Source organism: Alteraurantiacibacter aestuarii (genome assembly GCF_039523595.1).
Classification (GTDB): Bacteria; Pseudomonadota; Alphaproteobacteria; order Sphingomonadales; family Sphingomonadaceae; genus Alteraurantiacibacter; species Alteraurantiacibacter aestuarii.
On record NZ_BAAAFP010000003.1, the window covers coordinates 50201 to 71888 of the forward strand.

Below are 21688 nucleotides of genomic sequence, written 5' to 3' on the forward strand. Positions count from 1 at the left end.
CCTCCGAAACCGGAAGTTAGAGCCGCGCTCCTTGTGCGGTCAAGCGAACTCTGGCGTGATCCCCTTGCGGCGCAATGCGGCCGGCGCGGTTTCGCGAAGGCCCATGGATACAAATCCGCTGACCACGGCCAGCCCCATCAACAGGTACAGGAAGCTGTCAGCGCCAAAGCCATCGTTGATCCAGCCCGCCACAATCGGTCCGAACACGCCGCCCAGCACTTCGCAGCTGCCCATGGCCAGACCCAGCACGGTGGCATGGTGGATCGGCTTGAAGCTCTCGGAAGGAATGGTGGCCATAAAGATCGGGAAAATGCCGTTGACCATCCAGCCGATGAAGAAGATCGGCACCAGGACAAGCGCATAATTGGACAGGCCGAACAGGCCCGTGCCCGCAAAACCGGCCGGATCGAGCAGCAGCACGCCCAGCGGGCCGACTACGGACAGGAATGGCAGGAACACCATCACCGGCTTGCGCCCGATCTTGTCCGAAAGGCCGGACACGACGATCGAATAGATGGCTGCGGCAATGCCCAGCGAACCCATCAGCCAGCTCATCGATGTTTCATCCATGCCGCGTTGCTGCACCAGAAACAGCGGCATAAACGCCCAGGTGGTGACAAAATGCCCCACCATCAGCACGCCCACGACCACGCTGATCCACATGTTGCGAACCGCCAGGGCCTTGCCCGTTTCGGCCAGAAAATCTGTTACCGTCTGGCCCATCGTCTTCTTGGGAGCAGGTTCCTTGGCGGGCATCTGCGGCTCTTCCAGCATGAACCAGATGAGCGCGGCACTGATCAGGCCGGGAATGGCGGCCAGATAAAAGGCCTCCCGCCAGCTGAACATTTGCGCAAAGGCCACCAGCACCACCGGCGCGGCAAAGCTGCCCAGAAGGTTGGAACCAAGGTTCTGCGCCACGCCCTGCGCCAGTCCGCGCCGCTCCGGGTTCACCTCGCTGGCCACCATCGCATGGCTGATCGGCATCACGCCGCCTTCGGCCACGCCCATCAGCAGGCGCGCGGCGAACAGGAACAGGAAGCTGGTGGCAATGCCCGAAAGGAACGAACACAGCGAAAACGCCACCGTGGCAATCACCAGCAGGATCTTGCGCTTGCCCATCGAATCGGACAGCCGCCCGACGAAGAATGCGGCAATGGCCCAGGAAAAGCTCAGCCCTGCGGCCAGCAGGCCGACTTGCGTGCCGGTGAGGCCCAGTTCGGGCTGAACGAACGGCATCAAGGCATTGAGCGCCTGCCGGTCGAAGAACACGATACCGAAATTCAGGCTGAGCAGAAATACCAGCAGCGCCTGATATTTTGGCGAATTTTTCATCCAGTTGCCGGTGGGTGTCGTGCCCTCAGCGGCAATATCTGTTGCAGTTGCCATAATCTGTCAGTCTCTCACATGAAGGGCCGCGCCGGGTCGTTGCCATCCCAATTGCGGGAGGCCTCCCAGAAGCGGGTGAAGGTCTCATTCATGCCGGGGGTGACCGGCAGAAGTTCGATAAATCCGATGTCGGCACCAGTGCCGTTGTCGAGGTAGATCACCTCTCCGCCGGTCGGCACGGCGGCGCGGTAAGCCTCATGGTATCCGCGTGTCTGATAGTCGGCGCTGGCGGCTTCCACGTCATCGCAGGCAATGCCCATGTGGTGATAGCCATAGCCGCGCTTCTCGATCGTCTCTCGGTATACGGACGGGTTTTCATCCAGCGGCTGGATCAGTTCGATCATCATGTGACCGGCAAAGCCCATCGCCAATGTCACATCGGCAGTGCTTTCGCTGCCGCGATAGGTCTGGCCGGGGCTGAGCAGGTTGGGCAGCACGAAGAACGGGCCTGTGCCCATGTTGGCAACCCAGTGATGGATCGCCGCCTGCAGGTTCGGCACGATGAATGCCGTCTGCGCCACGCCCCCCATCGGCTGGCCAAAGCCAAGCTGCGTTACCATCGAATCCTCTCCCCCCAAATGCGGGCCGTGCGCCGACTTTGGCCGGTCGCGGCGCATTGGCTCGCGAATTGGCGGGGCAAAGTCAATCTCGAACCGGAATATTGCGCGCCAAGGCGTCAGCCGAAATCGCGGACAGGGTCGGTTCCGTCCCACCCTTGCGCCGCCTGCCAGTAGCGGGTGAACATCTCGTCCATCGCTTCTGTGTAAGGGATCAGCTCCAGATAGCCGCGATGCACAGGGTCTGGCGATTGCAGGAACACCACCGTGCCGCCGGTGGGCACGGGCGTGGAGCCGACCAGCTCATACCCCTCACCATAATAGGCGGGCAGCACCGCCTCCACATCATCATGCACCACGCCGTAATGGTGGAAGCCGTATCCCTCCGCCTCCACCGCTTCCTTGAACAGCGATGGCGCATCGTCATGCTGCTGGATCAGTTCGATCTGCATATTGCCGACAAAGCCCATCGCCAGGCTGCTTTCGGTAAGCGATTCCATCCCGCGATAGATGCGGCCCGGCGCCGTGCGGTGCGGCAGGGTGAAGAACGGGCCGATATTGAGCGTGCGGGTATAGTAGTGCAGCGCCGCCGCCAGGTCCTCCACCACGAAGGCGGTCTGTATCACCGTCTTGGTCGGACGGCCGAAACCCATCATAGTCTGCATCACGCCTCTCCCCATTGGCGAAAGACTATCCTATCCCTACAAGCACGAAAGAGGAAAGTTTGCGTGGGAGATGACGATGGCAACGCAGTTGAAGCCGGATGCGGCCAAGCCGCCGATTGATTGCAGCGATGAGGAATGGACGGCCCGGCAGGAGCTGGCCGCCTGTTACCGCATTTTCGATCACATGGGCTGGTGCGAGGGGATCTATAACCACATCACCCTGCGCGTTCCGGGTGAACGCGATGCTTTCCTGATCAATCCGTTCGGGCTGATGTGGGATGAGGTGACAGCCTCCAACCTGATCAAGATCGATGGCCAGGGCAACAAGTTGTCGCCCAGCCCCTATCCGGTCAATCTGGCGGGCTTCACCCAGCATGGCACCTTCCACAAGTCGCTCGACTGGGCGCATGCCATTGTTCACACGCACACGACCGATACGATGGCGGTGTGCTGTTCGAAGGAAGGGCTGACCCCGACCAATTTCTACAGCTGCTTCTTCGAAGGGCTGGTCGGCTATCACGATTTCGAAGGCATCACCGTGCGCGCCGAAGAAGGCGAGCGGCTGGTCCGCAATCTGGGCAACCGGCAGGTGCTGATGCTGCGCAATCACGGCCCGGTGGTGATGGGCAAGACCATCTATGAGATGTTCTTCCTGTATTACATGTTCCAGCGCGCGTGCGAGGTGCAGGTCAAGACCGGGGCGCTGGGCGATCCGGTCGTGGTGCCGCCCGAAGTGATCGAAGTGCACCAGCGCGACCGCGACCTGATGCTGGTGGATGATTTCGGCAAGCTTGATTTCGAAGCCTGGACACGGCGGATCGACAAGATCGATTCCAGCTGGCGCAACTGATGGCGCCGGAATCCCGGACCTGTCCCAAATGCGCTGGAAGAATGGCCAAGGGCACAACCCTGACCAAGGATTCCAACGGCGCCAGGGTTGTGGGCAACTGGGTCGAAGGCATTTTGGAACGCAGCATCTGGACGGGTTACAAGACAAAGGGCAAATCGCTGTTGCCCATCACCACCTATCGCTGCGGCAAATGCGGCCTGCTTGAAAATTACGCTGAGGGCTGACAGGCGCTTCCCATGACCCAGATGACCGTCAATGACCGTCCGGTCCGTTTCGATATGGACGCGCAAACGCCCCTTCTGTGGGCGCTGCGCGATGCCGCCAATCTCACCGGCACCAAATATGGCTGCGGCGTGGGCGATTGCGGCGCCTGCCTGGTGCTGATCGATGGGGAGGCGCTGCGGTCCTGCCTGGTCACGCTGGCAGAGGCGGAGGGGCGCTTCATCACCACCATCGAAGGGCTGGCGCGCGATCGCAGCCATCCGGTGCAACAGGCGCTGGTGGCCGAACAGGCGATCCAGTGCGGGTTCTGCACGCCGGGCATCGCCATTGCCGCCGCCGCACTGATCGCCCGCAATCCCGATCCCAGCGAGGCCGATATCAAACAGGCCGTGCCCAATCTGTGCCGCTGCGGTGTCTATCCGCGGCTGGTCAGGGCCATCCAGCGGGCAGGGCGCGTGGCCCGCCGCCGGGAAACCATCAGCGCCGCGCCTGCACCCGGCATCGATCCTGCCGATGCCGCGCAGGCGGTGCCGGCACTCAGGATGCTGGGTGAGGAAGAATAACTCGTTATTGCGAGGAGCGCAGCGACGAAGCAATCCAGTGCAGTGCAAGCCAAACCGCAGTGGCGGGATATGTTCGCTGCCCTCGGCCCTTGATCGCCGTGGATTGCCGCGGCCCTTACAGGTCCTCGCAATGACGAAGTGCCTGTTGCCCTAGAACTTCATCCGGGCGCCCAGCGTGGCTGTCAGCGGCTTGGCGGGCTGGATGTTGTTGTCGCCGTGGGCGGAGGGGTAATATTCCTCGTCGAACAGGTTCTCGATATTGACCTGCAGGCCAAGGCTGTCGGTCACGTCGAAATAGATCGCCGCATCCACCCGGGTATAGGCGGGCAGCACCACGTTGTTGGACATGGAGGCGAACTGGCGCGACTGGTGGATCACGCCTGCACCAAAGCCCAGCCGGTCCGTCACGTCATAGCGCGTCCAGGCGGTGATGTGGTGCTTGGCCACCTGTTGCAGCGTGGTTCCGGCAACGGCGGCGCTGGTCGTTTCGGTGATCTCGCCGTCCAGATAGGCATAGCCCAGGCTGACATTCAGATTGTCCACCAGTTCCCCCGCAAGGCCGAATTCAAAGCCTTCCACCTGGCTTTCCCCGGCAGCCACGGTCAGGCCGGATCCGGCCGGATCGGGAGCCTGCGTGTTGTCGCGCGTCAGGCGGAAGATGGCTGCGGTCAGGAACAATTCGGGATGGATCGACCATTTGATACCGGCTTCCCAGTTCTCGAAAGTCTCCGGCTTGAGCGCCACATCGACCGAATCGAGCACGGTGAACTGGTCGCCCGACTGCGGCAGGAAGCTCTCCGAGAAGCTGGCATAGAGCGAGATATTGTCCTGCGGCTTGACGATCACGCCCAGCCGCGGGCTGAAGCGGCTGTCCTTGCGGGCAGCGGCATAATTGGCGACCAGATCGGTCGAAGACAGGTCGAACTCGTCATAGCGAACGCCCGCCACCAGCTGGACAATGCCCAGGTCCATCTGTTCCTGAATGTAGAAGGAGACGGTGGACAGGTCGGATGTGGTGGCGCGCTGCGGCACCAGGGTGAAGGCGGGCGGCACGATCACATCGGCCAGCGGCACGGTGATCGACGTATCCGCGCCATTGTTGAACCGGGCCTGATTGCGCACCGAATCGGTATCGCCAGAGGTGAACTCCGCGCCCACCAGTATCGTGTGAGCAATGGAGCCGGTGTCGAAATTGCCGACCAGATTGGCCTGACCGATCAGATTGGTGCGGGTGGTGGCGCTTTCATATCCGGCCAGCCGCGTGGTGGTGGCGGTGGTGCCGCTGCTGGGGACCAGATTGGCATAGAACTTGTCATAATCGGCATATTGCAGGCTGGCATTCACGCTGATCGCGCGCGAGAAATCATGCTCCACCCGGGCGCGGGCGATGTGTACTTCAACTTCGCTGTTGTTGTAATCGGGATCGCCGAAGAAGGTCTTGTCATAGCCCGCCAGCGGCAGGCCGTTCAGGCTGGGGATGCCGCGATCGGTGACGCGCTCGTCATTGTCATAGGTGTAGCTGGCGATGAAGCGCGTGTCGGCGCCCGGCTCGATCGTCAGCGTGGGGGTAACGCCGATGAAGCGGCCATTGTAGAAATCGCGGTGGTTGGCGAAATCCTCATAGGTGGCATTCAGGCGCAGCGCCGCAGTGGATGACACGGGCGTGTTCACATCGCCCGAAACGCTGAACGCACCAAAGCTGTCGATGCTGGCCGCGCCGCTGCCAAAGGCCATGTCGGTTTCGGCCATCTTGCTGACGCGGTTGACCGCGCCGCCGCCCGCACCGCGCCCGAAGATCAGCGCATTGGCGCCCTTGAGCACCTCGATCCGGTCAACATTATACAGCGAGCGGTAATATTGCGCATCGTCGCGCAGGCCGTCGAGGTAGAAGTCGGCGGTGGTTTCCTGGCCGCGGATGAACACTTCATCGCGGTGGCCCTCGCCGCTTTCCAGGCTGACACCGGGGACATAGCGCAAGGCATTGCCCAGCTGGGTCACGCCCTGATCCTCAATCTGGTCGGAGGTGATCACGGTAACGGTCTGCGGCACGTCGATCAGCGGGGTGGGGGTCTTGGTGGCGGTCGATCCATCGTCGCCCACATAGCTGTCGACCTGTGCTGTCACCACGATGTGGGTCGGCAGGTAATCGCGCTGGGCGGCTTCGTTCGCCTGCGCCGGCACTGCCAGGAACAGGGACGATGCGGACAGCAACAGGGCGGAGCGAAGAGTGGTGGAATGTGTCAAGTGACCCTCGATTTTCTTGCGAATGATTTGCAAAAGCGCCTCTATTGAGAGTCATTTGCAATCGCAATAGAAAACTGGGCCTTGGCCAAATTTTTGTGCCGGGCTAGGCCTCGTGGCTACAATTCGAAGGGGAGTTCGAGCCGATGAAGGCCACCATCTGGCACAATCCGCGTTGCAGCAAATCACGCCAGGCGCTGCAAATCCTGCGCGATGCGGGCGATATCGACATCGAAGTGGTGGAATATCTCAAGCAACCGCCAGGCCGGGAAAAGCTGGCTCAGCTCTACCGCGATGCCGGCATGTCTCCGGCTGAGGGATTGCGGCTGGGCGGAACTGACGCCAGGGAACGCGGACTGCCCGGCGCCGATGCAGACACGGTTCTGGATGCGATGGCCGCCGATCCCGCGCTGATAGAACGTCCGCTGGTGGAAACCGAAAAGGGCGTGCGCCTGTGCCGTCCGCCGGAACGGCTGGAAGAAATCCTCTAGGCCGGCATCCCAACCCCTTGCGAAATTCGCCATGCGAGACCAATTTGCGACCTGAAAGTTGCAAAAGCCGGACAATTTTGCGACTGGATCGATAATCCTGAAAGGCGCGTCATGTCGTGTCGGCTGAGCTGGGGGCATGAAATTTTTCAATGAATGGCAATGAATTGGCCGAGCAGCGCGGAATTCCGCGTCTGCTGAACAGGTTGAAGCGCTCTTTTGGACCGGCTGGCGTGTTCTTTCGCGGCTTCATGGACAATCCGCGCATGGTCGGCGCGATCATGCCGTCTTCCCCCATGACGGTGAAGGCGATGCTGGATCCGGTGGACTGGCAGCGCTGCAAGCTGTTCGTCGAATATGGTCCGGGCGTGGGCACGTTCTGCCAGCCCGTGCTCGACCGCCTGCCGCGCGACGGGGAATTGCTGGTGATCGACACCAACCCGATGTTCATCGATTACCTGCGCCGCACGATCACCGACAGCCGCTTTCACGCCGTGCTGGGATCGGCAGAGGATGTGGAGGACATCGTCCGCTCCATCGGCCATGAACGGGCCGATTACGTGCTCTCCGGCCTGCCCTTTTCCACCCTGCCCGAAGGCGTGGGCCCGGCCATTGCAGCGGCCACTGCCCGCGTGATCCGCAAGGGCGGAGCGTTCCTGACATACCAGTACACCGGCTCTGCCCGCGATCTTACCGCGCGCTATTTCCCGCGGGTGGAATCGGGTTACGTGTGGGCCAATATCCCGCCCTGCGTGCTCGCCTGGGGCTGGCAGGACTGACAGCTGGCGAGGGCCAGACGGAGGGGCAGAGTGCCGCCCCGGCCAATCCCTCAGCCGCCCGGCTGATTACCCAAAAGTCTGGTTCAGCGCGCTGGTGGACGGACCGGACAATTGCCGGTGGATGGCTGCCAGAACCGCCACGAACAGAACCGTGACCGCGGCGCCGACCAGCGACGATATCACCGTCAGCACCGTGCTCAGCACCCCGCCGGATGTCAGCGCGCCCAACGCTCCCACGATCATGCCAATGACCAAGGCCAGGACGATATAGGCGACGATGATCAGCGCGAAGAAGGCAAAGATACGCACGCTGTTGCCCTTGGTCAGCTGCCAGCTGCGCTGCAGCACGCGGATGGGATTGGAAACCCGGTCGATCGCGATCACCGGCGCTGCCAGCGAGAATTTGACCGAAACATAAATCATCCCGACCACGCCGATCAGCGATGCCAGGCCTATCAGCACGCCAATACCGCTTGCCGCTGAGACGCCGATCAGCAGCGTCAGCGCCAGAGTGGCGCCGATCACGAACAGCAGATAGGTCCCCAGTGCGGGCAGAATGCCCTTGATCCCGGTCTGGATCGCCGCACCTACAGTGGGATGGCTGTCATCGCGCAGCAGCGCCAGCAGCGACAGATATCCCACCAGCTGGGCCATGAAGCTGATCAGCACCAGCCACCAGTAATCGGCATAGAATGCCTGCACCACACCGGTGAACCGGGCGATGGCGGCCTCATCAACGGATTCGAGCGGCGGAAAATCGGGTGTGGTCAGCGAGAGAATCACCCCAGGCAGGAAGAAGAACAGGCCCGCCACAATCGCCAGAACCTCACGATTTGCCCCGATCATGCTGGTCGCCTCGCTCCAGGCCTTGCTCATATCGAATTTCATGGCGCTATTCCTCTCCCCTTGTCGGCGCATGTGATAACCGCCAAAGCACCCTCCACGCAATCTCCCAAAGAAAATGGCCCAGAGACAATGGCCCAATTGCCCGATCCCGATACGCATCCGCCCGCTGGCCCGATCGAATGGCGCACCAGCCACACAGCGGTGCCCTATCGTGAGGCGCTGGCCGTGCAGCAGGCGCGCAATGAGGCGATCCATGCCGGCGGCGAGCGCGAACTGATCTGGCTGCTGGAGCATCCGCCGGTCTATACCGCCGGGACCAGCGCCGATGCCGCCGAAGTGCTCGATCCGCGCTTCGAGGTGGTGGAGACCGGGCGCGGCGGGCGCCATACCTATCACGGGCCGGGGCAGCGGGTGGGCTATGTGCTGCTGGATCTGGCCAAGCGCGGCAAGGACGTGCGCCGCTTCGTCCACGGGCTGGAGAACTGGGTTATCGCCACGCTGGGCGATTTCGGGGTGGAGGCGTGGGCAGTGCCCGACAGGATCGGCATCTGGACCACCGACATTGACGGGACCGAGGCGAAGATCGGGGCGATTGGCGTGCGCGTGCGGCGCTGGGTCACGATGCATGGCTTCGCCGTCAACCTGTCCCCCGACCTGACGCATTTTACCGGCATCGTGCCGTGCGGAATTGCCGAATATGGCGTCACCAGCATGGACAGGCTGGGCATCACGCTTGCACCGGGGGAGTGGGATGAGGCATTGCAGCGACGCAGCGGCGAATTCCTGGCCGCCATCAGCGATCATCAGCCATCCTGGCCTGATTGAACCGGAGTGAAACAATTGCGCGTGACCCGTATTGCCCAGCGTTCGGCCCAGCGTTCGGCCCGGTTTTTGACCCGGTGTTTGACCCGGTGTTTGACCCTGTGCGGCCCCGTCCTGCTGCTGGCTGCCTGCAGTGATGATCCCGATGCGGTTCAGGAAAGCGACGGACGTGAGGCTTCGGGCGAAGTGCTCGAAGGATCGATCAGCGATGAGATGATCCCGCTCGACCAGCTGCAATCGCAGGCACCGCATTTGCAGGAAGTACCCGCGAGCGGTGCCCCGACCGCTGCCGCAGATGAAGGCGATGCCGAACCATCGGCGGATGACACGGGTGAGGCGGCGGAGCCCGAAGCCGCGCCCGCACCGCCTGAACCGGAGTAAAGCTCAGCCGGGTTTTTCCGGACCGACGTTTTTCCCACGCGCGCTTCCCCGGGTGGTGCTATCACCCGCCATTATTGCAAAAGACAATAAGGGGGGAATCATGCAAACCGACAAGAAGACCGAAGGCTGGGATACCAGCTACGAGTGGAAGATCATCCTGATCCTGAGCCTGACCTTCGGGCTGGTGGGTCTGGATCGCTTCATCCTGCCAGTCCTGTTTCCGGCATTCATGGATGAACTGGGCCTCACTTATGAGGATCTGGGCAATCTGGTCGGCATCCTTGCCGTGTTCTGGGGCATATCCGCCTTTGCCATGGGCTTCCTGTCGGACCGGGTGGGGCGGCGCAAGGTCCTGATCCCTGCGGTCATCATCTTCTCGCTGATGTCCGCGCTCAGCGGCATGGCGGGCGGACTGGTGGGCCTGCTGATCATCCGCGCCATCATGGGCCTGGCCGAAGGGCCGGTGGCCTCCACCGGCGTGGCCGTGGCGGTGGAAGCATCGCATCCCAAGCGGCGCGGCATGAACAACGGCATCTTCCAGTGCATGATCTCGCTGTTCGGCAATGCCATCGGACCGATCATCGCCACCCAGCTGCTGCTGGTAACGGACTGGCGCACGGTGTTCATGCTGGTGGGTATTCCCGGCCTGATCATGGCTGCGGCCATGTTCTTCGTGATTCGCGAACCTGCCCATCATGTGGCCGCCGGCAAGGCGGCACCGGGTGAGCCAGCTGCGGCCCCGGTGGTGCGGCCCAGCATTCCCGATCTGTTCAAGCACCGCAACGTGCCATTGGCGATGTTCACGCTGATGTGCGCGATGGGCGGCGTGTTCGTGATGGGCGCAATGATGCCCAATTACCTGACAGACTATCTGCAGCTGTCGTTGCAGGACATGGGCATTGTGACTGCGGCCATCGGCTTTGGCGGCTGCATCGGCCAGTTTGCCATGCCGACCCTGTCCGATTTCATCGGCCGCAAGGTGACCATCCTGATCTCCTATATACTGGCGGCGGTGTTCACCTATCTGTTCACGCAGGCGGGAGCGGAAAGCCTTTCCACCCTGTTCTGGCTGCTGTTCTTCGCCGCGCTGTTCAACTTCTCCGCCCTGGCCATTCTGGCCGGGCCGGTTGCGGCAGAGGCAGCTCCGCTGGGGATGGTGGCATCGGTGGCCGGTCTGGTGATCGGTGCGGGTGAGATATTCGGCGGCGGCGTGGCGCCGGTCATTGCCGGGCAGATCGCCGGGTCCAGCGGCATCCAGCACGTGTTTACCTTTGCCATCGCCAGCCTGATCGTGGGCTTCTTCATCGCCCTGTTCCTGAAGGAAACGGCACCGCGCAAGACGGGACTGGAATAAGACGGGTCTGGAGTAATCACCGTATCGGCGGGCGTTGCCTTCTGGTGAAGGCGCGCCCGCCGCGCGGTGCCGGTGGCTGGCCCTAGCGCACGCTTTCCAGCAGGCGGCGTGCCTGTGCCAGATGCGGCTGGTCGATCATCCGCCCTTCCAGTTGCAGCGCCCCTGCGCCCGGACTGGCGGCAAAGGCATCGACAATCGCCTGCGCCTCGGCAATCTGCGCCTTGCCGGGCCAGAACGCCTCATTGATGATCGGCACCTGATCGGGATGGATGGCCAGCATGCCGCAAAATCCGTCGGCAAAGCTGTTTGCGGCAATCGTCTTCAGGCCGTCCAGATCCCTGAAATCGGCATGCAGCGTGTCTATCGCGGCCACCCCGCGCGCATGGGCGGCCAGCAGCACCATGGACCGGACCATGCGGAACAGGTCTGTCCACGCCCCGTCAGCATCGCGCTTGCGTGATGCGCCGATGGCGGCGGACAGGTCCTCTGCGCCCCAGGTCAGCCCGGCAAGCCGGGGCAATGTGTCACTTGCATAATCGGCGATGGACAGGCTGGCGCGGGCGGTCTCGCTCACCAGCGGCAGGATGCGGGTGGCATTGGGGGCAATGCCGCTGCGCTGCTCGATCTCGTAAAGCTCTGCCGCCAGCATCCGCAACTGCTCAGGCCCCATCGCCTTTGGCACCATGATTCCGTCAGGATGGCCGGGCAGGACAGCGGCCAGATCGTCGCGCCACAGGTTCCCGTCCAGCGGGTTGATCCGCACCCAGCGCTGAAACCCATCGCCCGATGTCACCTGCCGGCGGTGCGCGGACAGCCATTGCTGCGCCATGCCGCGCGCGGCCACCTTGGCATGCGGCGCAACCGCATCTTCCAGATCGACGATGACCACATCGGCGCCCGCAGAGGCGACCTTGGCCAGCTTCTTCTCGCTATCACCTGGCACGAACAGCCAGCTTCGCATCTTCATCCAAGCTCTCCTGACCCGTGATGGGCCGATTGTATCAGCCGTGCACATGGCAGCAAAGCCTAAGGGCTTGATGAAACGGCGCGGTTAAAGCTTGTAAATCTCTCTTCCACTTCGGCCAGGTCCGGGCCGCCCAGAGACAGCCGTGCCTGATCGCGCAACAACACGCCCTCGCGGTGCAGAATGGCAATCCTTTTCAGGTCCCTGATCGGGGCGGCTGCATTGCGCAGCGTGTCCAGCATGACCTTGGCGGCAATCGGGTTGGTGGCCACGGCGCTGCGGATCGCGCCAAACCCGCGCGCAACATAATGGGCAAAATCATCGGGCAGCGGGTGGACCCGGCATGATCCGTCATCATCCGGACAGATCAACTTGGTCAGCCTGCGGCAGCCCAGCTCGGACGTTGCCGCGCCCAGCCAGTGCAGCGCGGTGATGGCGGTGAAGGGATCGTTGATGCCGGGGGACAGCGCGCGCAGGCCGATCTCCACCAGCTCATCGATCAGGAATTGCGGGTCCTGTTCGGGCGTGCGCGATGCGCCCAGTGTGAAGTTGTCGAGCAGGGCCTGCCTGATTGCATCGGTGTCATCGCAGCCGCTCACCTGCAGCAGCGCCATCCCCGGATGCACGAAATCGCCGGTGCGCACCCGCAAGATGATATCGCAGTCCTCCTTCGCGCCGATGGCTGCCAACTCGGTAAACTCGATCAGCTGCACATAGCCGGGCCTGTGCGCCAGGATGGCCTTGCCCTGGGGCCGGTCCTGCCCGTCATCCTCGCCGCCCGGATCGGGATAGGTCTCCTCAATGCCCTCGATCAGCCGCTGGCCGATGCCTTTCAGCACATTGTTGATGCGAATGCCCGATGGCACGTGGTTGAGGAAATAGACCAGCACCGCGATCGAAAGGGCCATCAGCGCATAGGCGACCAGCAGCGAGAGTTGCGGCACAAAGCCGGGCAGGGCGGTGGAGGCGGCATCGGCGGCACTGGCCGCGCTCTCATCCTCGCCGCGGATGGTGCGCAGCACGGTGATGGAATAGACGAATGTGCCGATGAAGGTGGCGAGCGAAAGCTGGTTGCCCTTGTCCTCCATGAAATTGGTCAGCAGGCGCGGGCCATAAGTGCCGCTGGCATAGCTGACCGCGACGATGGTGATGGAAAACACGGTGGAGGCAACCGCGATCATCGATCCGGCGATCACCGTCAGCATGTTGGACGCGCCATCTGGCCGCGCAGGCGTGATCCAGCTCAGGTCATTGACCCACGCGGCAAAGCCATTCCGGTCAAGATAGATCAGCGCAAGGGCCAGCGCCGCACCGATGATCGAAAACAGCGCCGGATAGAACCAGTAATTGGCGTTAAGCCGCGCCCAGAACCATCGGATTTGTGCTGTCATGTGAAAGGTAACGCGCGGGCGGCGGGATGGTTGCGGTGAGCAGTGCAACCATCACGGTCAATCCCCGCTTGGATTACCCAGATCGCCCTTGCCCACGGTGCCCGCGGCCATTTCCAGCATCTTGTCCAGGCTCCTCTTGGCATCCAGCCGCAGCTGTTCCTCGATCTCGATGCGCGGCTCCAGATCGCGCAGGCACAGGTACAGCTTCTCCATCGTGTTGAGCGCCATGTAGGGGCAGATGTTGCAGTTGCAGTTGCCGTCCGCGCCCGGCGCACCAAGGAAGGTCTTTTCCGGGATCGCCTTTTCCATCTGGTGGATGATATGCGGCTCTGTCGCCACGATCAGCGTGTCGCCGGGGAAGGTCTTGGCGAAATTGAGGATGCCGCTGGTCGAACCGACATAATCGGCATGGTCGATGATGTTGGGCGGGCATTCGGGATGCGCGGCCACTGGCGCTCCGGGATTGGCCTGCATCAGCTTCATCAGTTCACGCTCGCTGAAAGCCTCATGCACGATGCACACGCCGGGCCACAGCAGCATGTCGCGGTCAAACTTGCGGTTGAGATAGCCGCCAAGGTGGCGATCCGGGCCGAAAATGATCTTCTGGTCCCTGGGGATCTGCGACAGGATGGTTTCCGCGCTGGAACTGGTGACGATCACGTCGCTCAGCGCCTTCACCTCGGTCGAGCAGTTGATGTAGGTCAGCGCGATATGATCGGGGTGACGTTCCCGAAAGGCCGCGAATTTCTCCGGCGGGCAGGAATCTTCCAGCGAACAGCCGGCTTCCATGTCGGGCAGCACCACGATCTTTTCCGGCGAAAGGATCTTGGCGGTCTCGGCCATGAATTTCACGCCGCAAAAGGCAATGACATCGGCGTCGGTCTCCGCCGCTTTCTTGCTCAGTTCCAGCGAGTCACCGACAAAATCGGCAAGGTCCTGCAGCTCCGGCCGCTGGTAATAATGCGCCAGGATCACCGCATTGCGCTCCTTGCGCAGGCGGTTGATCTCTTCAAGCAGGTCCGTGCCTGCGGGGATATTTGCGTGGGCGCTCATGTTACCTCTTCATTGCCAGAAACGGGCCGTATCTGAACGATATAGCGCGCTCACGGAAAATTGCATTATCTGCCAGCGATCGGGGACCAGCTTTCACCCGATCTGGCCACCTCGCCGCGCCGTTCCAGCTCAATCAGATGGGCATGGACGCTCTGCGATGCGGCGGGCCACAGCTTCTCGTCCACGCCCTTGTACATCACCGGAACCAGCGCTGCGATGGGGCGTGCCTCCTCCTCAAGCAGGCGGATGATCTGCCGTTCGCGCTGTTTGCGGTGGCCGAACATGCCGCGCACCAGCTGGCGCGGATTTTCCACCGCCGGGCCGTGTGCGGGGTAATAGATGCGGTCCTCGCGCTCATACAGTTTCATCAGGCTGGCCATGTAATCGGCCATGTCGCCGTCGGGCGGGACCACCACGCTGGTGGACCAGCCCATCACGTGATCGCCGGTGAACAGCGCGCCGCTCTCCTCGTCCGATCCCTCTACGTCCAGCGCATAGCACAGGTGGTTGGAGGTGTGGCCCGGCGTGGCAATGGCGGTCAGCGTCCAGCCGGTGGCGCAGATACGCTCGCCATCAGCAAGTACCAGATCGGGCGCATAGAGCTTGTCGAACGGAGCATCCACGCGCGGCGCGTCGCTCTCTATCGCCAGCGCCGCGCAGCCGATGATCGGCGCGCCGGTCGCCTCGGCCAGCGGGGCGGCGGCGGGCGAATGGTCGCGGTGGGTGTGGGTGCAGGCGATGGCCAGCACCTGCCCCTCGCCAATCGCGCCTAGCAGCGCCTGGATATGATCGCCATCGGCGGGACCGGGATCGATCACCACCAGCTCGTCATCCGTTCCCACCAGATAGGTCTGCGTGCCGGTGTAGGTGAAGGTCGAGCCATTGGCGGCCAGCACGCGCCGCACCAGCGGCTCCAGCTGCTCACATTTGCCGGTCGGCCAGGGTTGCGGGGGGAGTGTCATGGCGGGCATATGGGGCACGAGAGAGAGGATTGCCAATGACCGATCGCCTGATCCTGGTGCTGGATGAGGGAACCACCTCCACCCGCGCCATGCTGTTTGGTGCAGACGGCGCGCAGCACGGCGTGGCGCAGGCAGACCTGACGCAACATTATCCGCGTTCCGGCTGGGTTGAGCACGATGCGGGCGAGATCTGGGACAGGACTCTGGCCTGCGCGCGCGAGATGGTGGCCAAGGCGGGCGGGGCGGACCGGATCGCCGCCATCGGCATCACCAACCAGCGCGAAACCGTGGTGGCGTGGGACCGGCAGACGGGCGAGCCTTATGCGCGCGCCATCGTGTGGCAGGACCGCCGCACCGCCAGCATGTGCGAGGCGATGCGCGAGGCCGCGCTGGAGGATGCCATCCGCGCGCAGACCGGCCTGCTGCTCGATCCCTATTTCTCCGCCACCAAGATGCGCTGGCTGCTGGATAATGAGCCTGCCGTGGCCGCCGCCGCGCAGGCCGGAACGCTGGCCTTGGGCACGGTGGAAAGCTGGCTGACATACAAGCTGACGGGCGGCTCCAAGGGTGGCCGGCATATCTCCGATGCCTCCAACGCCAGCCGCACATTATTGCTGGCGCTGGACGGGGCGGGCTTTGATGAAGGCCTGTGCGATGCCTTCGGCGTGCCGCGCTCCGCCCTGCCAGACGTGGTGGACAACGCAGGCCAGCTGGGCGTGACCGCGCCCGGACTGCTGGGCGGTGCGATCCCCATTTGCGGGATGGCGGGCGATCAGCAGGCGGCCACCATCGGGCAGGGGTGTCTGTCCCCCGGCGATACCAAGGCGACCTATGGCACGGGCGCCTTCGTGCTCGCCAACAAGGGGCGCGACATTCCGCAATCGGCCAACCGCCTGCTCGGCACCGTGCTCTACCAGATCGGCGGGGAGCGGCATTATGCGCTGGAAGGATCGGTGTTCGTGGCCGGATCGCTGATCAAATATCTGCGTGACACGCTGGGGCTGATCAGTTCCGCAGCGGAGACGGAGGAGCTGGCGCGATCGGTAGAGGACAATGGCGGCGTGGTGGTGGTTCCCGCCCTGTCAGGCCTTGGTGCGCCCCACTGGCTGCCCGATGCAAGGGCCACGATCACCGGCCTCAGCTTTTCCGCCGGCAAGGCGCATATCGCCAGGGCCGCGCTGGAGGCGATGGCGCACCAGACGCGCGACCTGGCGCAGGCTTTCGCGGCCGATGGCGCGCCGTGGAGCAGGTTGAGGGTCGATGGCGGCATGTCCGCCAACAGCTGGATGGTGCAGGATATCGCCAATTTGCTGGACCTGCCCGTGGAGCGCCCGCATCTTGTGGAAACCACCGCGCTGGGTGCCGCGATGCTGGCCGCAGTGGGGGCAGGTATTCACCCCGCGCTGGATCAGGCCGCCGCTGCGATGATTGGCGAGTCCAGCCGCTTCGCCCCGCAGATGCACGGCCCGGACCGGCAAAAACGTCTTGGCGACTGGGCCGAAGCCATCGCCAGGATGTGATCAGAGCCGCTGGACGGCGTTGCCGAGGCGCTCGCGCAGGCGGTGGACGGCGGCGGGTTGCATGGCGAAATGGTCGCGCCAGGCGCGATCCAGCCGGGCAATCCGGTCATAGAAACGCTTGGTGCGATCCACCAGCTGGCGCAATTCGGGATCGAGCATGATCAGCTGCTGCGGGTCGCCATCTGACTGCGCAGGGGGCAGGCGGCCGTGGCGGCGCAGCTGGAATTCGCTCAGCTCGCCGGCAAAGAAAGCGCGGTGGTTCAGCAGCCAGGCAATCGCATGCATCATCCGCGTGGTGGTGCGCAGGGCCTCGCAGGAAAGCGCAATGCGCGCCAGATCCTCATCGCTGCTGACCTGGTCAAGTCGGCCCGACAGGTCGAACGCGGCGCGCGTCTCGTCTGCCAGGTCCAGTGCATCGCGGTAAAGCGTCTCCACGATCGTGGGGCTGATATCGGCGGGTGCGGCCATCACGCTTGGCTAGCTGGAAGCGCGCGGCCACGCCAGAGCCGCCGCCGCCAATTCACAGCTTGCGTGGCATCTGTCCCGCACAGAAACGGTTTGTGCGTTTGCCGGGCCAGGATTTCGGACTGTTGCCGGTCAGGCGATGATATCGGGCGTCAAATAATCCTCGACCATGGCGATCTGGTCTTTCAGCAGCAGTTTGCGCTTTTTCAGCCGCGCCACCTGCAACTGGTCAGGCCCGCCGGTGGACGTCAGCGCATCGATGGCCGCATCCAGATCGCGGTGCTCCACACGCAGCGCCGTCAGCCTTTTGCGCAGTTCCTCTTCGGTCAATGCGCCGATCCCCTGCCTGTCACCATGTTGATGCCTGTGTTGATAATTGTAGCCATGCTGATCCCACCGGCCACACGACCGGCCTTGCTTTCGCGGCAACTGGGCGTGTCGGCCCGTCTGCCATTTGCCGATCTAGGACTTCTGTGTTTTGATGACAATTGCGCGGCTCCCAGACAGCCTGCGAGTCGCGTAAAGGTACGACTTTCGGGCCTGCTGCCTGCATGGCCCCTAGCGACAGGAGAACGCCAATGGAATCCTCGCATGTCACTGCTCTCCAGCAAAAACATAATGGTCTCGATCAGCGCCTGAAGGCGGAACTGAACAGGCCGGCTCCTGACATGGTGAAGGTCCAGTCTCTCAAGAAACAGAAGCTCAGGCTGAAGGAAGAGATTTCGCACCACTGAGCTGGTGATGAGGCCGGTGTGGGCCGCAAGATTTGTTGCGGCCATGCACCGGTAACATTTTCAAAGCGGCAATAATGCTATAGGCGGAACTTATGCAAGGAGCCGCCGCTGCCGCCAGATCGATCCTCACCCAATTACATGAGGTTATGGCTGCGCGTACGCATGTGCAGGCCAAGCTCAACCGGATCGTCGATGTCATCGGCGAAGCGCTCGATAGCGAGGTGTGCTCGATCTATCTGCTGCGCGAAGGCATGCTGGAGCTTTATGCCACCCGCGGCCTTAACCAGAGCGCGGTCCACGTCACCCGGCTGGGCGTGGGCGAAGGCCTGACCGGCACGATTGCCGAGAATATCGAAACGCTCAACCTGGATGAGGCAGCGACCCATCCCGAATTCCAGTATCGCCCCGAAACGGGTGAGGAAAAATTCCACTCCTTTGCCGGCGTGCCGATCGTGCGGCGGGAACGCGCCGTGGGCGTGCTGACCGTGCAGCATGTCGACAAGCGCAAGTATGAAGAGGTGGAGATCGAGGCGCTGCAGACGGTGGCGATGGTGCTGGCCGAACTGATCCACAATGCCGGCCTGGTGGATGGCGAGATGCTGGGAGAGCGGCCCGAATCGCACAGCGGCCAGCTGGTCCTCGAAGGGCTGAGGCTGGTGAAGGGGCTGGCCTTCGGCAAGGCCGTGTTCCACCAGCCGCGCGTCAACATCGAACATACCGTGGCCGAGGATACCGAGGCCGAGCGCCAGCGCGTCTATCTCGCCTTCGACAAGATGCGCGAGCAGATCGACCACATGACAGGCCAGGCCGAATTTGGCGTTGGCGGCGAGCAGGAACAGGTGCTCGAGACTTACAAGATGTTCGCCTATGACGAAGGCTGGTCGCGCCGCATCAATGAGGCGATCGACAGCGGCCTGACGGCGGAGGCAGCGATCGAGCGCGTGCAGCAACGCACCCGCATGCGCATGCGGGAGATTTCCGATCCGCTGCTGGCCGAACGCATGCACGATCTGGAAGATCTGGCGAACCGGCTGATCCGCATTGTCTCGGGCCAGCTGGGAACGGCTGCGACCATGGGCCTGCACGGCGATTCGATCCTGATCGCCAAGAATCTCGGCCCGGCGGAATTGCTGGAATATGACCGGCGCCGGCTGAAAGGCGTGGTGCTGCAGGAAGGCTCGCTCACCGCGCATGTGGTGATCGTGGCGCGGGCCATGGGCATTCCGGTGATTGGCCGCGTGCGCAATGTCCGCGCGCTGATCCGCGAAGGCGATCTGGTGCTGGTGGATGGCGATGCAGCGCAGGTCACCGTGCGCCCCGGGCAAGGCGTGCTGAGCGCGTTCGAGGCCCGTTTCGCGCAAAAGCAGGAGCGCAAGGCCGCCTATGCCGCCATGCGCGATATCGAACCCTTCACCCGCGACGGTACGCGCATCGAAGTGATGATGAACGCCGGCCTGCGCGATGATGTGGCCATGCTCGCCGTTTCGGGCGCGGACGGGATCGGCCTGTACCGGACCGAGTTCCAGTTTCTGGTGTCCGCCGCCCTGCCGCAGCGCGATCGCCAGACGCGGCTCTACCGCGATGTGCTGGAAACTGCTGGCTCCAAGAAGGTGATCTTCCGCACGGTGGATATCGGCGGGGACAAGTCGCTGCCCTATCTCGCCAGCGAGACATCGCGCCAGGATGAAAACCCGGCGATGGGCTGGCGCGCACTGCGGCTGGCGCTGGAGCGTGAAGGCCTGATGAAAGTGCAGGCCCGCGCATTGCTGGAAGGCGCTGCCGGGTATGAGCTGAACGTGATGTTCCCGATGGTTTCCGAAGTGTGGGAATTCGATGCCGCCAAGGCGGTGTTCGAAGGCCAGCTGGAATTCCTCAAGAAGCACAAGCACAAATTGCCCAGCGTCATCCGCTATGGGGTGATGCTGGAAGTGCCGTCGCTGGCCGAATGCCTCGATCTGCTGCTGCCCAAGGTGTCGTTCATCTCAATCGGCACCAATGACCTGACGCAGTTCCTGTTCGCGGCCGACCGGGCCAATCCGATGCTGGCGGAGCGGTACGACTGGCTCAGCCCGTCTATCCTGCGCTTCCTGCGCCGGGTGGTGCTGGGCTGTACCGGCCACCCGGTGGACCTGGGCGTGTGCGGGGAAATGGGCGGACGGCGGCTGGAAGCGCTGGCGCTGATCGGTATCGGCATTCGCCGCCTGTCGATCACCCCGGCTGCGGTGGGGCCGATCAAGGAACTGATCCGCAAGGTCGATACCAGGGAAATCGGCGAGGCGATGGCCGGCTGGCTGGCCAATCCGCCGGAAAATATGCGTGCCGCTTTGCTCGAATGGGCTGAAGCGCACGAAATCGAGGTGGAATAGCAGCACCGGCCCGCCTGCATCCTTGACTTGTCATACTGGCGCTTCATTGATGGTGAATACTGGGTTTGCACAAGGACCGGCAGCTGTGCCGGAGCAACAATGACCGATCAGATCGAGATGCCTGAAGAATCGCTCACTCCGCGCGGCGTTGGCCCGCAGCTGCGCGTTGCGCGGGAGAAACTGGGGCTGACGATCGAACAGGTTGCCGCCAACACCCGCATCTCGCAGCGCTTCATCGCCGCGATCGAGGCGGGCGACTTCGGTGCCTTGCCGGGTCGCACCTATGCGGTGGGCTTTGCCCGCAACATGGCCAAGGTGGTGGGGCTGGATCAGGGTGACGTGGCCGCCATGGTGCGCGCCGAACTGGGTGCGTTCAGTCCCGATATGGAAGATCGCCGCGCCACTTTCGAGCCGGGCGATCCGGCCCGCGCCCCCTCGGGGCGGCTGGCGTGGTTCTCGCTGTTCGCAGTGGTGCTGCTGGTGGCGGGCCTGTATTTTGTCGCGCGGATATATTTCTCTCCCGCTGTCGAACTGCCCTCGCTGGTCCAGCAGCAGCAGGCGGAGGAGGCGGAGGCTGCCGCGCTTGCCGCAGCCGATCGCGATGCCAGCCAGCAGCCTGCCAATCCTGCGGGCGCGGTCGTCTTCACCGCCACCGAAGACGGTGTGTGGGTGCGGTTCTACGATCAGGACAACCAGCGGCTGATGGAAAAGGAAATGGCGCTGGGTGAAAGCTATACGGTTCCCGCCGATGCCAGAGGTCCGCAATTGTGGACTGGCCGGCCCGATGCCTTGTCGATCACCGTGGGTGGCCGCGCGATACCGCGGCTGGCCGATGGTCTGGTGACGATGCGCGATGTGGCGGTGGACGGCGCATCGCTGATGGCGCGCAGCCAGCCTGCCGCCAGCGCTGCGCAGGCGGACCCGGCAACAGCGCAATAAGTGATCGCCCCGACAGCTGATCTGCGCCGTGGATTGTGGCCCCCGGCGGGTGACGGCGGCTTGGTTAATGTTCTATACTGCCCGACACGATCATACACACATGATGACACGGGCACCGAACCTCTTGGGGAAAAGGCATG

The 21688-nt window shown here is 63.1% G+C and carries 23 protein-coding genes; 12 read left to right on the forward strand and 11 right to left on the reverse strand.

Annotated features, from left to right (window positions below; genetic code table 11):
* Positions 1-39: 39 nt before the first annotated feature.
* From ABDZ98_RS13605 to ABDZ98_RS13615, 3 genes are all read right to left on the reverse strand, one after another.
* Positions 40-1332, reverse strand: a complete 1293-nt coding sequence (locus ABDZ98_RS13605) for an MFS transporter (protein WP_160591231.1) — start codon at positions 1330-1332, stop codon at positions 40-42.
* Positions 1333-1400: 68 nt separating this feature from the next.
* Positions 1401-1946 carry a VOC family protein gene (locus ABDZ98_RS13610; RefSeq protein ID WP_160591233.1) on the reverse strand — a complete coding sequence of 182 codons (546 nt, stop codon included), beginning with the start codon at positions 1944-1946 and terminating at the stop codon, positions 1401-1403.
* 116 nt (positions 1947-2062) lie between these two features.
* Complete coding sequence (locus tag ABDZ98_RS13615; RefSeq protein ID WP_160591235.1) at positions 2063-2608, reverse strand: VOC family protein; 546 nt, start codon at positions 2606-2608, stop codon at positions 2063-2065.
* Positions 2609-2684: 76 nt separating this feature from the next.
* On the opposite strand from ABDZ98_RS13615, the gene ABDZ98_RS13620 reads away from it, so the two are divergent.
* From ABDZ98_RS13620 to ABDZ98_RS13630, 3 genes are read left to right on the forward strand one after another with little or no spacing between them, the layout of a single operon-like run.
* Complete coding sequence (locus tag ABDZ98_RS13620) at positions 2685-3458, forward strand: class II aldolase/adducin family protein (RefSeq protein ID WP_160591237.1); 774 nt, start codon at positions 2685-2687, stop codon at positions 3456-3458.
* Between the two features lie 41 nt (positions 3459-3499).
* Entirely contained in the window at positions 3500-3682 is a 183-nt protein-coding gene (locus ABDZ98_RS13625) for a hypothetical protein (RefSeq protein ID WP_160591240.1), read from the forward strand.
* A 12-nt stretch (positions 3683-3694) separates the two neighbouring features.
* Positions 3695-4243, forward strand: a complete 549-nt coding sequence (locus tag ABDZ98_RS13630; RefSeq protein WP_160591241.1) for a (2Fe-2S)-binding protein — start codon at positions 3695-3697, stop codon at positions 4241-4243.
* Positions 4244-4393: 150 nt separating this feature from the next.
* Here ABDZ98_RS13630 and ABDZ98_RS13635 read toward each other — a convergent pair whose 3' ends face one another.
* Positions 4394-6487 (reverse strand): TonB-dependent receptor, encoded by a 2094-nt coding sequence (locus tag ABDZ98_RS13635; RefSeq protein WP_160591243.1) that lies wholly within the window; start codon positions 6485-6487, stop codon positions 4394-4396.
* Positions 6488-6630: 143 nt separating this feature from the next.
* Between ABDZ98_RS13635 and arsC the strand changes: the two genes are divergently transcribed.
* Together arsC and ABDZ98_RS13645 are read left to right on the forward strand one after the other, a co-directional pair.
* Positions 6631-6975 carry an arsenate reductase (glutaredoxin) gene (arsC, locus tag ABDZ98_RS13640; RefSeq protein WP_160591245.1) on the forward strand — a complete coding sequence of 115 codons (345 nt, stop codon included), beginning with the start codon at positions 6631-6633 and terminating at the stop codon, positions 6973-6975.
* 149 nt (positions 6976-7124) lie between these two features.
* Positions 7125-7751, forward strand: a complete 627-nt coding sequence (locus tag ABDZ98_RS13645; protein ID WP_160591247.1) for a class I SAM-dependent methyltransferase — start codon at positions 7125-7127, stop codon at positions 7749-7751.
* Positions 7752-7817: 66 nt separating this feature from the next.
* Here ABDZ98_RS13645 and ABDZ98_RS13650 read toward each other — a convergent pair whose 3' ends face one another.
* The gene (locus ABDZ98_RS13650; protein ID WP_160591249.1) at positions 7818-8639 is read right to left on the reverse strand and encodes an EscU/YscU/HrcU family type III secretion system export apparatus switch protein; all 822 of its coding nucleotides are present in this window, start codon (positions 8637-8639) and stop codon (positions 7818-7820) included.
* A gap of 87 nt (positions 8640-8726) precedes the next feature.
* On the opposite strand from ABDZ98_RS13650, the gene lipB reads away from it, so the two are divergent.
* From lipB to ABDZ98_RS13665, 3 genes are all read left to right on the forward strand, one after another.
* A complete protein-coding gene (gene lipB / locus ABDZ98_RS13655) occupies positions 8727-9422 on the forward strand; it encodes a lipoyl(octanoyl) transferase LipB (protein WP_202386006.1) in 696 nt (231 codons plus the stop codon).
* 90 nt (positions 9423-9512) lie between these two features.
* The gene (locus ABDZ98_RS13660) at positions 9513-9800 is read left to right on the forward strand and encodes a hypothetical protein (protein ID WP_160591251.1); all 288 of its coding nucleotides are present in this window, start codon (positions 9513-9515) and stop codon (positions 9798-9800) included.
* Between the two features lie 100 nt (positions 9801-9900).
* On the forward strand, positions 9901-11154 hold the full coding sequence (locus tag ABDZ98_RS13665; protein WP_160591252.1) for an MFS transporter: 1254 nt from the start codon (positions 9901-9903) through the stop codon (positions 11152-11154).
* Positions 11155-11236: 82 nt separating this feature from the next.
* Here ABDZ98_RS13665 and ABDZ98_RS13670 read toward each other — a convergent pair whose 3' ends face one another.
* The 4 genes from ABDZ98_RS13670 to ABDZ98_RS13685 all read right to left on the reverse strand — a co-directional run bounded on the left by ABDZ98_RS13670 (position 11237) and on the right by ABDZ98_RS13685 (position 15533).
* On the reverse strand, positions 11237-12121 hold the full coding sequence (locus tag ABDZ98_RS13670; RefSeq protein WP_160591254.1) for an HpcH/HpaI aldolase/citrate lyase family protein: 885 nt from the start codon (positions 12119-12121) through the stop codon (positions 11237-11239).
* A 59-nt stretch (positions 12122-12180) separates the two neighbouring features.
* Positions 12181-13509: a DUF2254 domain-containing protein gene (locus ABDZ98_RS13675; RefSeq protein WP_160591256.1), complete on the reverse strand. Its 1329-nt coding sequence runs from the start codon at positions 13507-13509 to the stop codon at positions 12181-12183.
* Between the two features lie 57 nt (positions 13510-13566).
* Complete coding sequence (gene nadA, locus ABDZ98_RS13680; RefSeq protein WP_160591258.1) at positions 13567-14562, reverse strand: quinolinate synthase NadA; 996 nt, start codon at positions 14560-14562, stop codon at positions 13567-13569.
* A gap of 65 nt (positions 14563-14627) precedes the next feature.
* Positions 14628-15533: an MBL fold metallo-hydrolase gene (locus ABDZ98_RS13685; RefSeq protein WP_160591754.1), complete on the reverse strand. Its 906-nt coding sequence runs from the start codon at positions 15531-15533 to the stop codon at positions 14628-14630.
* Positions 15534-15559: 26 nt separating this feature from the next.
* On the opposite strand from ABDZ98_RS13685, the gene glpK reads away from it, so the two are divergent.
* Positions 15560-17044, forward strand: coding sequence for a glycerol kinase GlpK (gene glpK, locus ABDZ98_RS13690; RefSeq protein ID WP_160591260.1), 1485 nt, complete (start codon positions 15560-15562; stop codon positions 17042-17044).
* Here the strand turns inward: glpK and ABDZ98_RS13695 are convergent, their stop codons facing one another.
* The gene (locus tag ABDZ98_RS13695) at positions 17045-17512 is read right to left on the reverse strand and encodes a DUF1465 family protein (protein ID WP_160591262.1); all 468 of its coding nucleotides are present in this window, start codon (positions 17510-17512) and stop codon (positions 17045-17047) included.
* Between the two features lie 129 nt (positions 17513-17641).
* Positions 17642-17839 (reverse strand): YdcH family protein, encoded by a 198-nt coding sequence (locus tag ABDZ98_RS13700; protein ID WP_160591264.1) that lies wholly within the window; start codon positions 17837-17839, stop codon positions 17642-17644.
* A 248-nt stretch (positions 17840-18087) separates the two neighbouring features.
* On the opposite strand from ABDZ98_RS13700, the gene ABDZ98_RS13705 reads away from it, so the two are divergent.
* The 3 genes from ABDZ98_RS13705 to ABDZ98_RS13715 all read left to right on the forward strand — a co-directional run bounded on the left by ABDZ98_RS13705 (position 18088) and on the right by ABDZ98_RS13715 (position 21548).
* Positions 18088-18243, forward strand: coding sequence for a YdcH family protein (locus tag ABDZ98_RS13705; RefSeq protein ID WP_160591266.1), 156 nt, complete (start codon positions 18088-18090; stop codon positions 18241-18243).
* A gap of 146 nt (positions 18244-18389) precedes the next feature.
* Positions 18390-20609: a phosphoenolpyruvate--protein phosphotransferase gene (ptsP, locus tag ABDZ98_RS13710; protein WP_237437476.1), complete on the forward strand. Its 2220-nt coding sequence runs from the start codon at positions 18390-18392 to the stop codon at positions 20607-20609.
* A gap of 99 nt (positions 20610-20708) precedes the next feature.
* A complete protein-coding gene (locus ABDZ98_RS13715; RefSeq protein ID WP_160591270.1) occupies positions 20709-21548 on the forward strand; it encodes a helix-turn-helix domain-containing protein in 840 nt (279 codons plus the stop codon).
* Positions 21549-21688 lie beyond the last annotated feature (140 nt).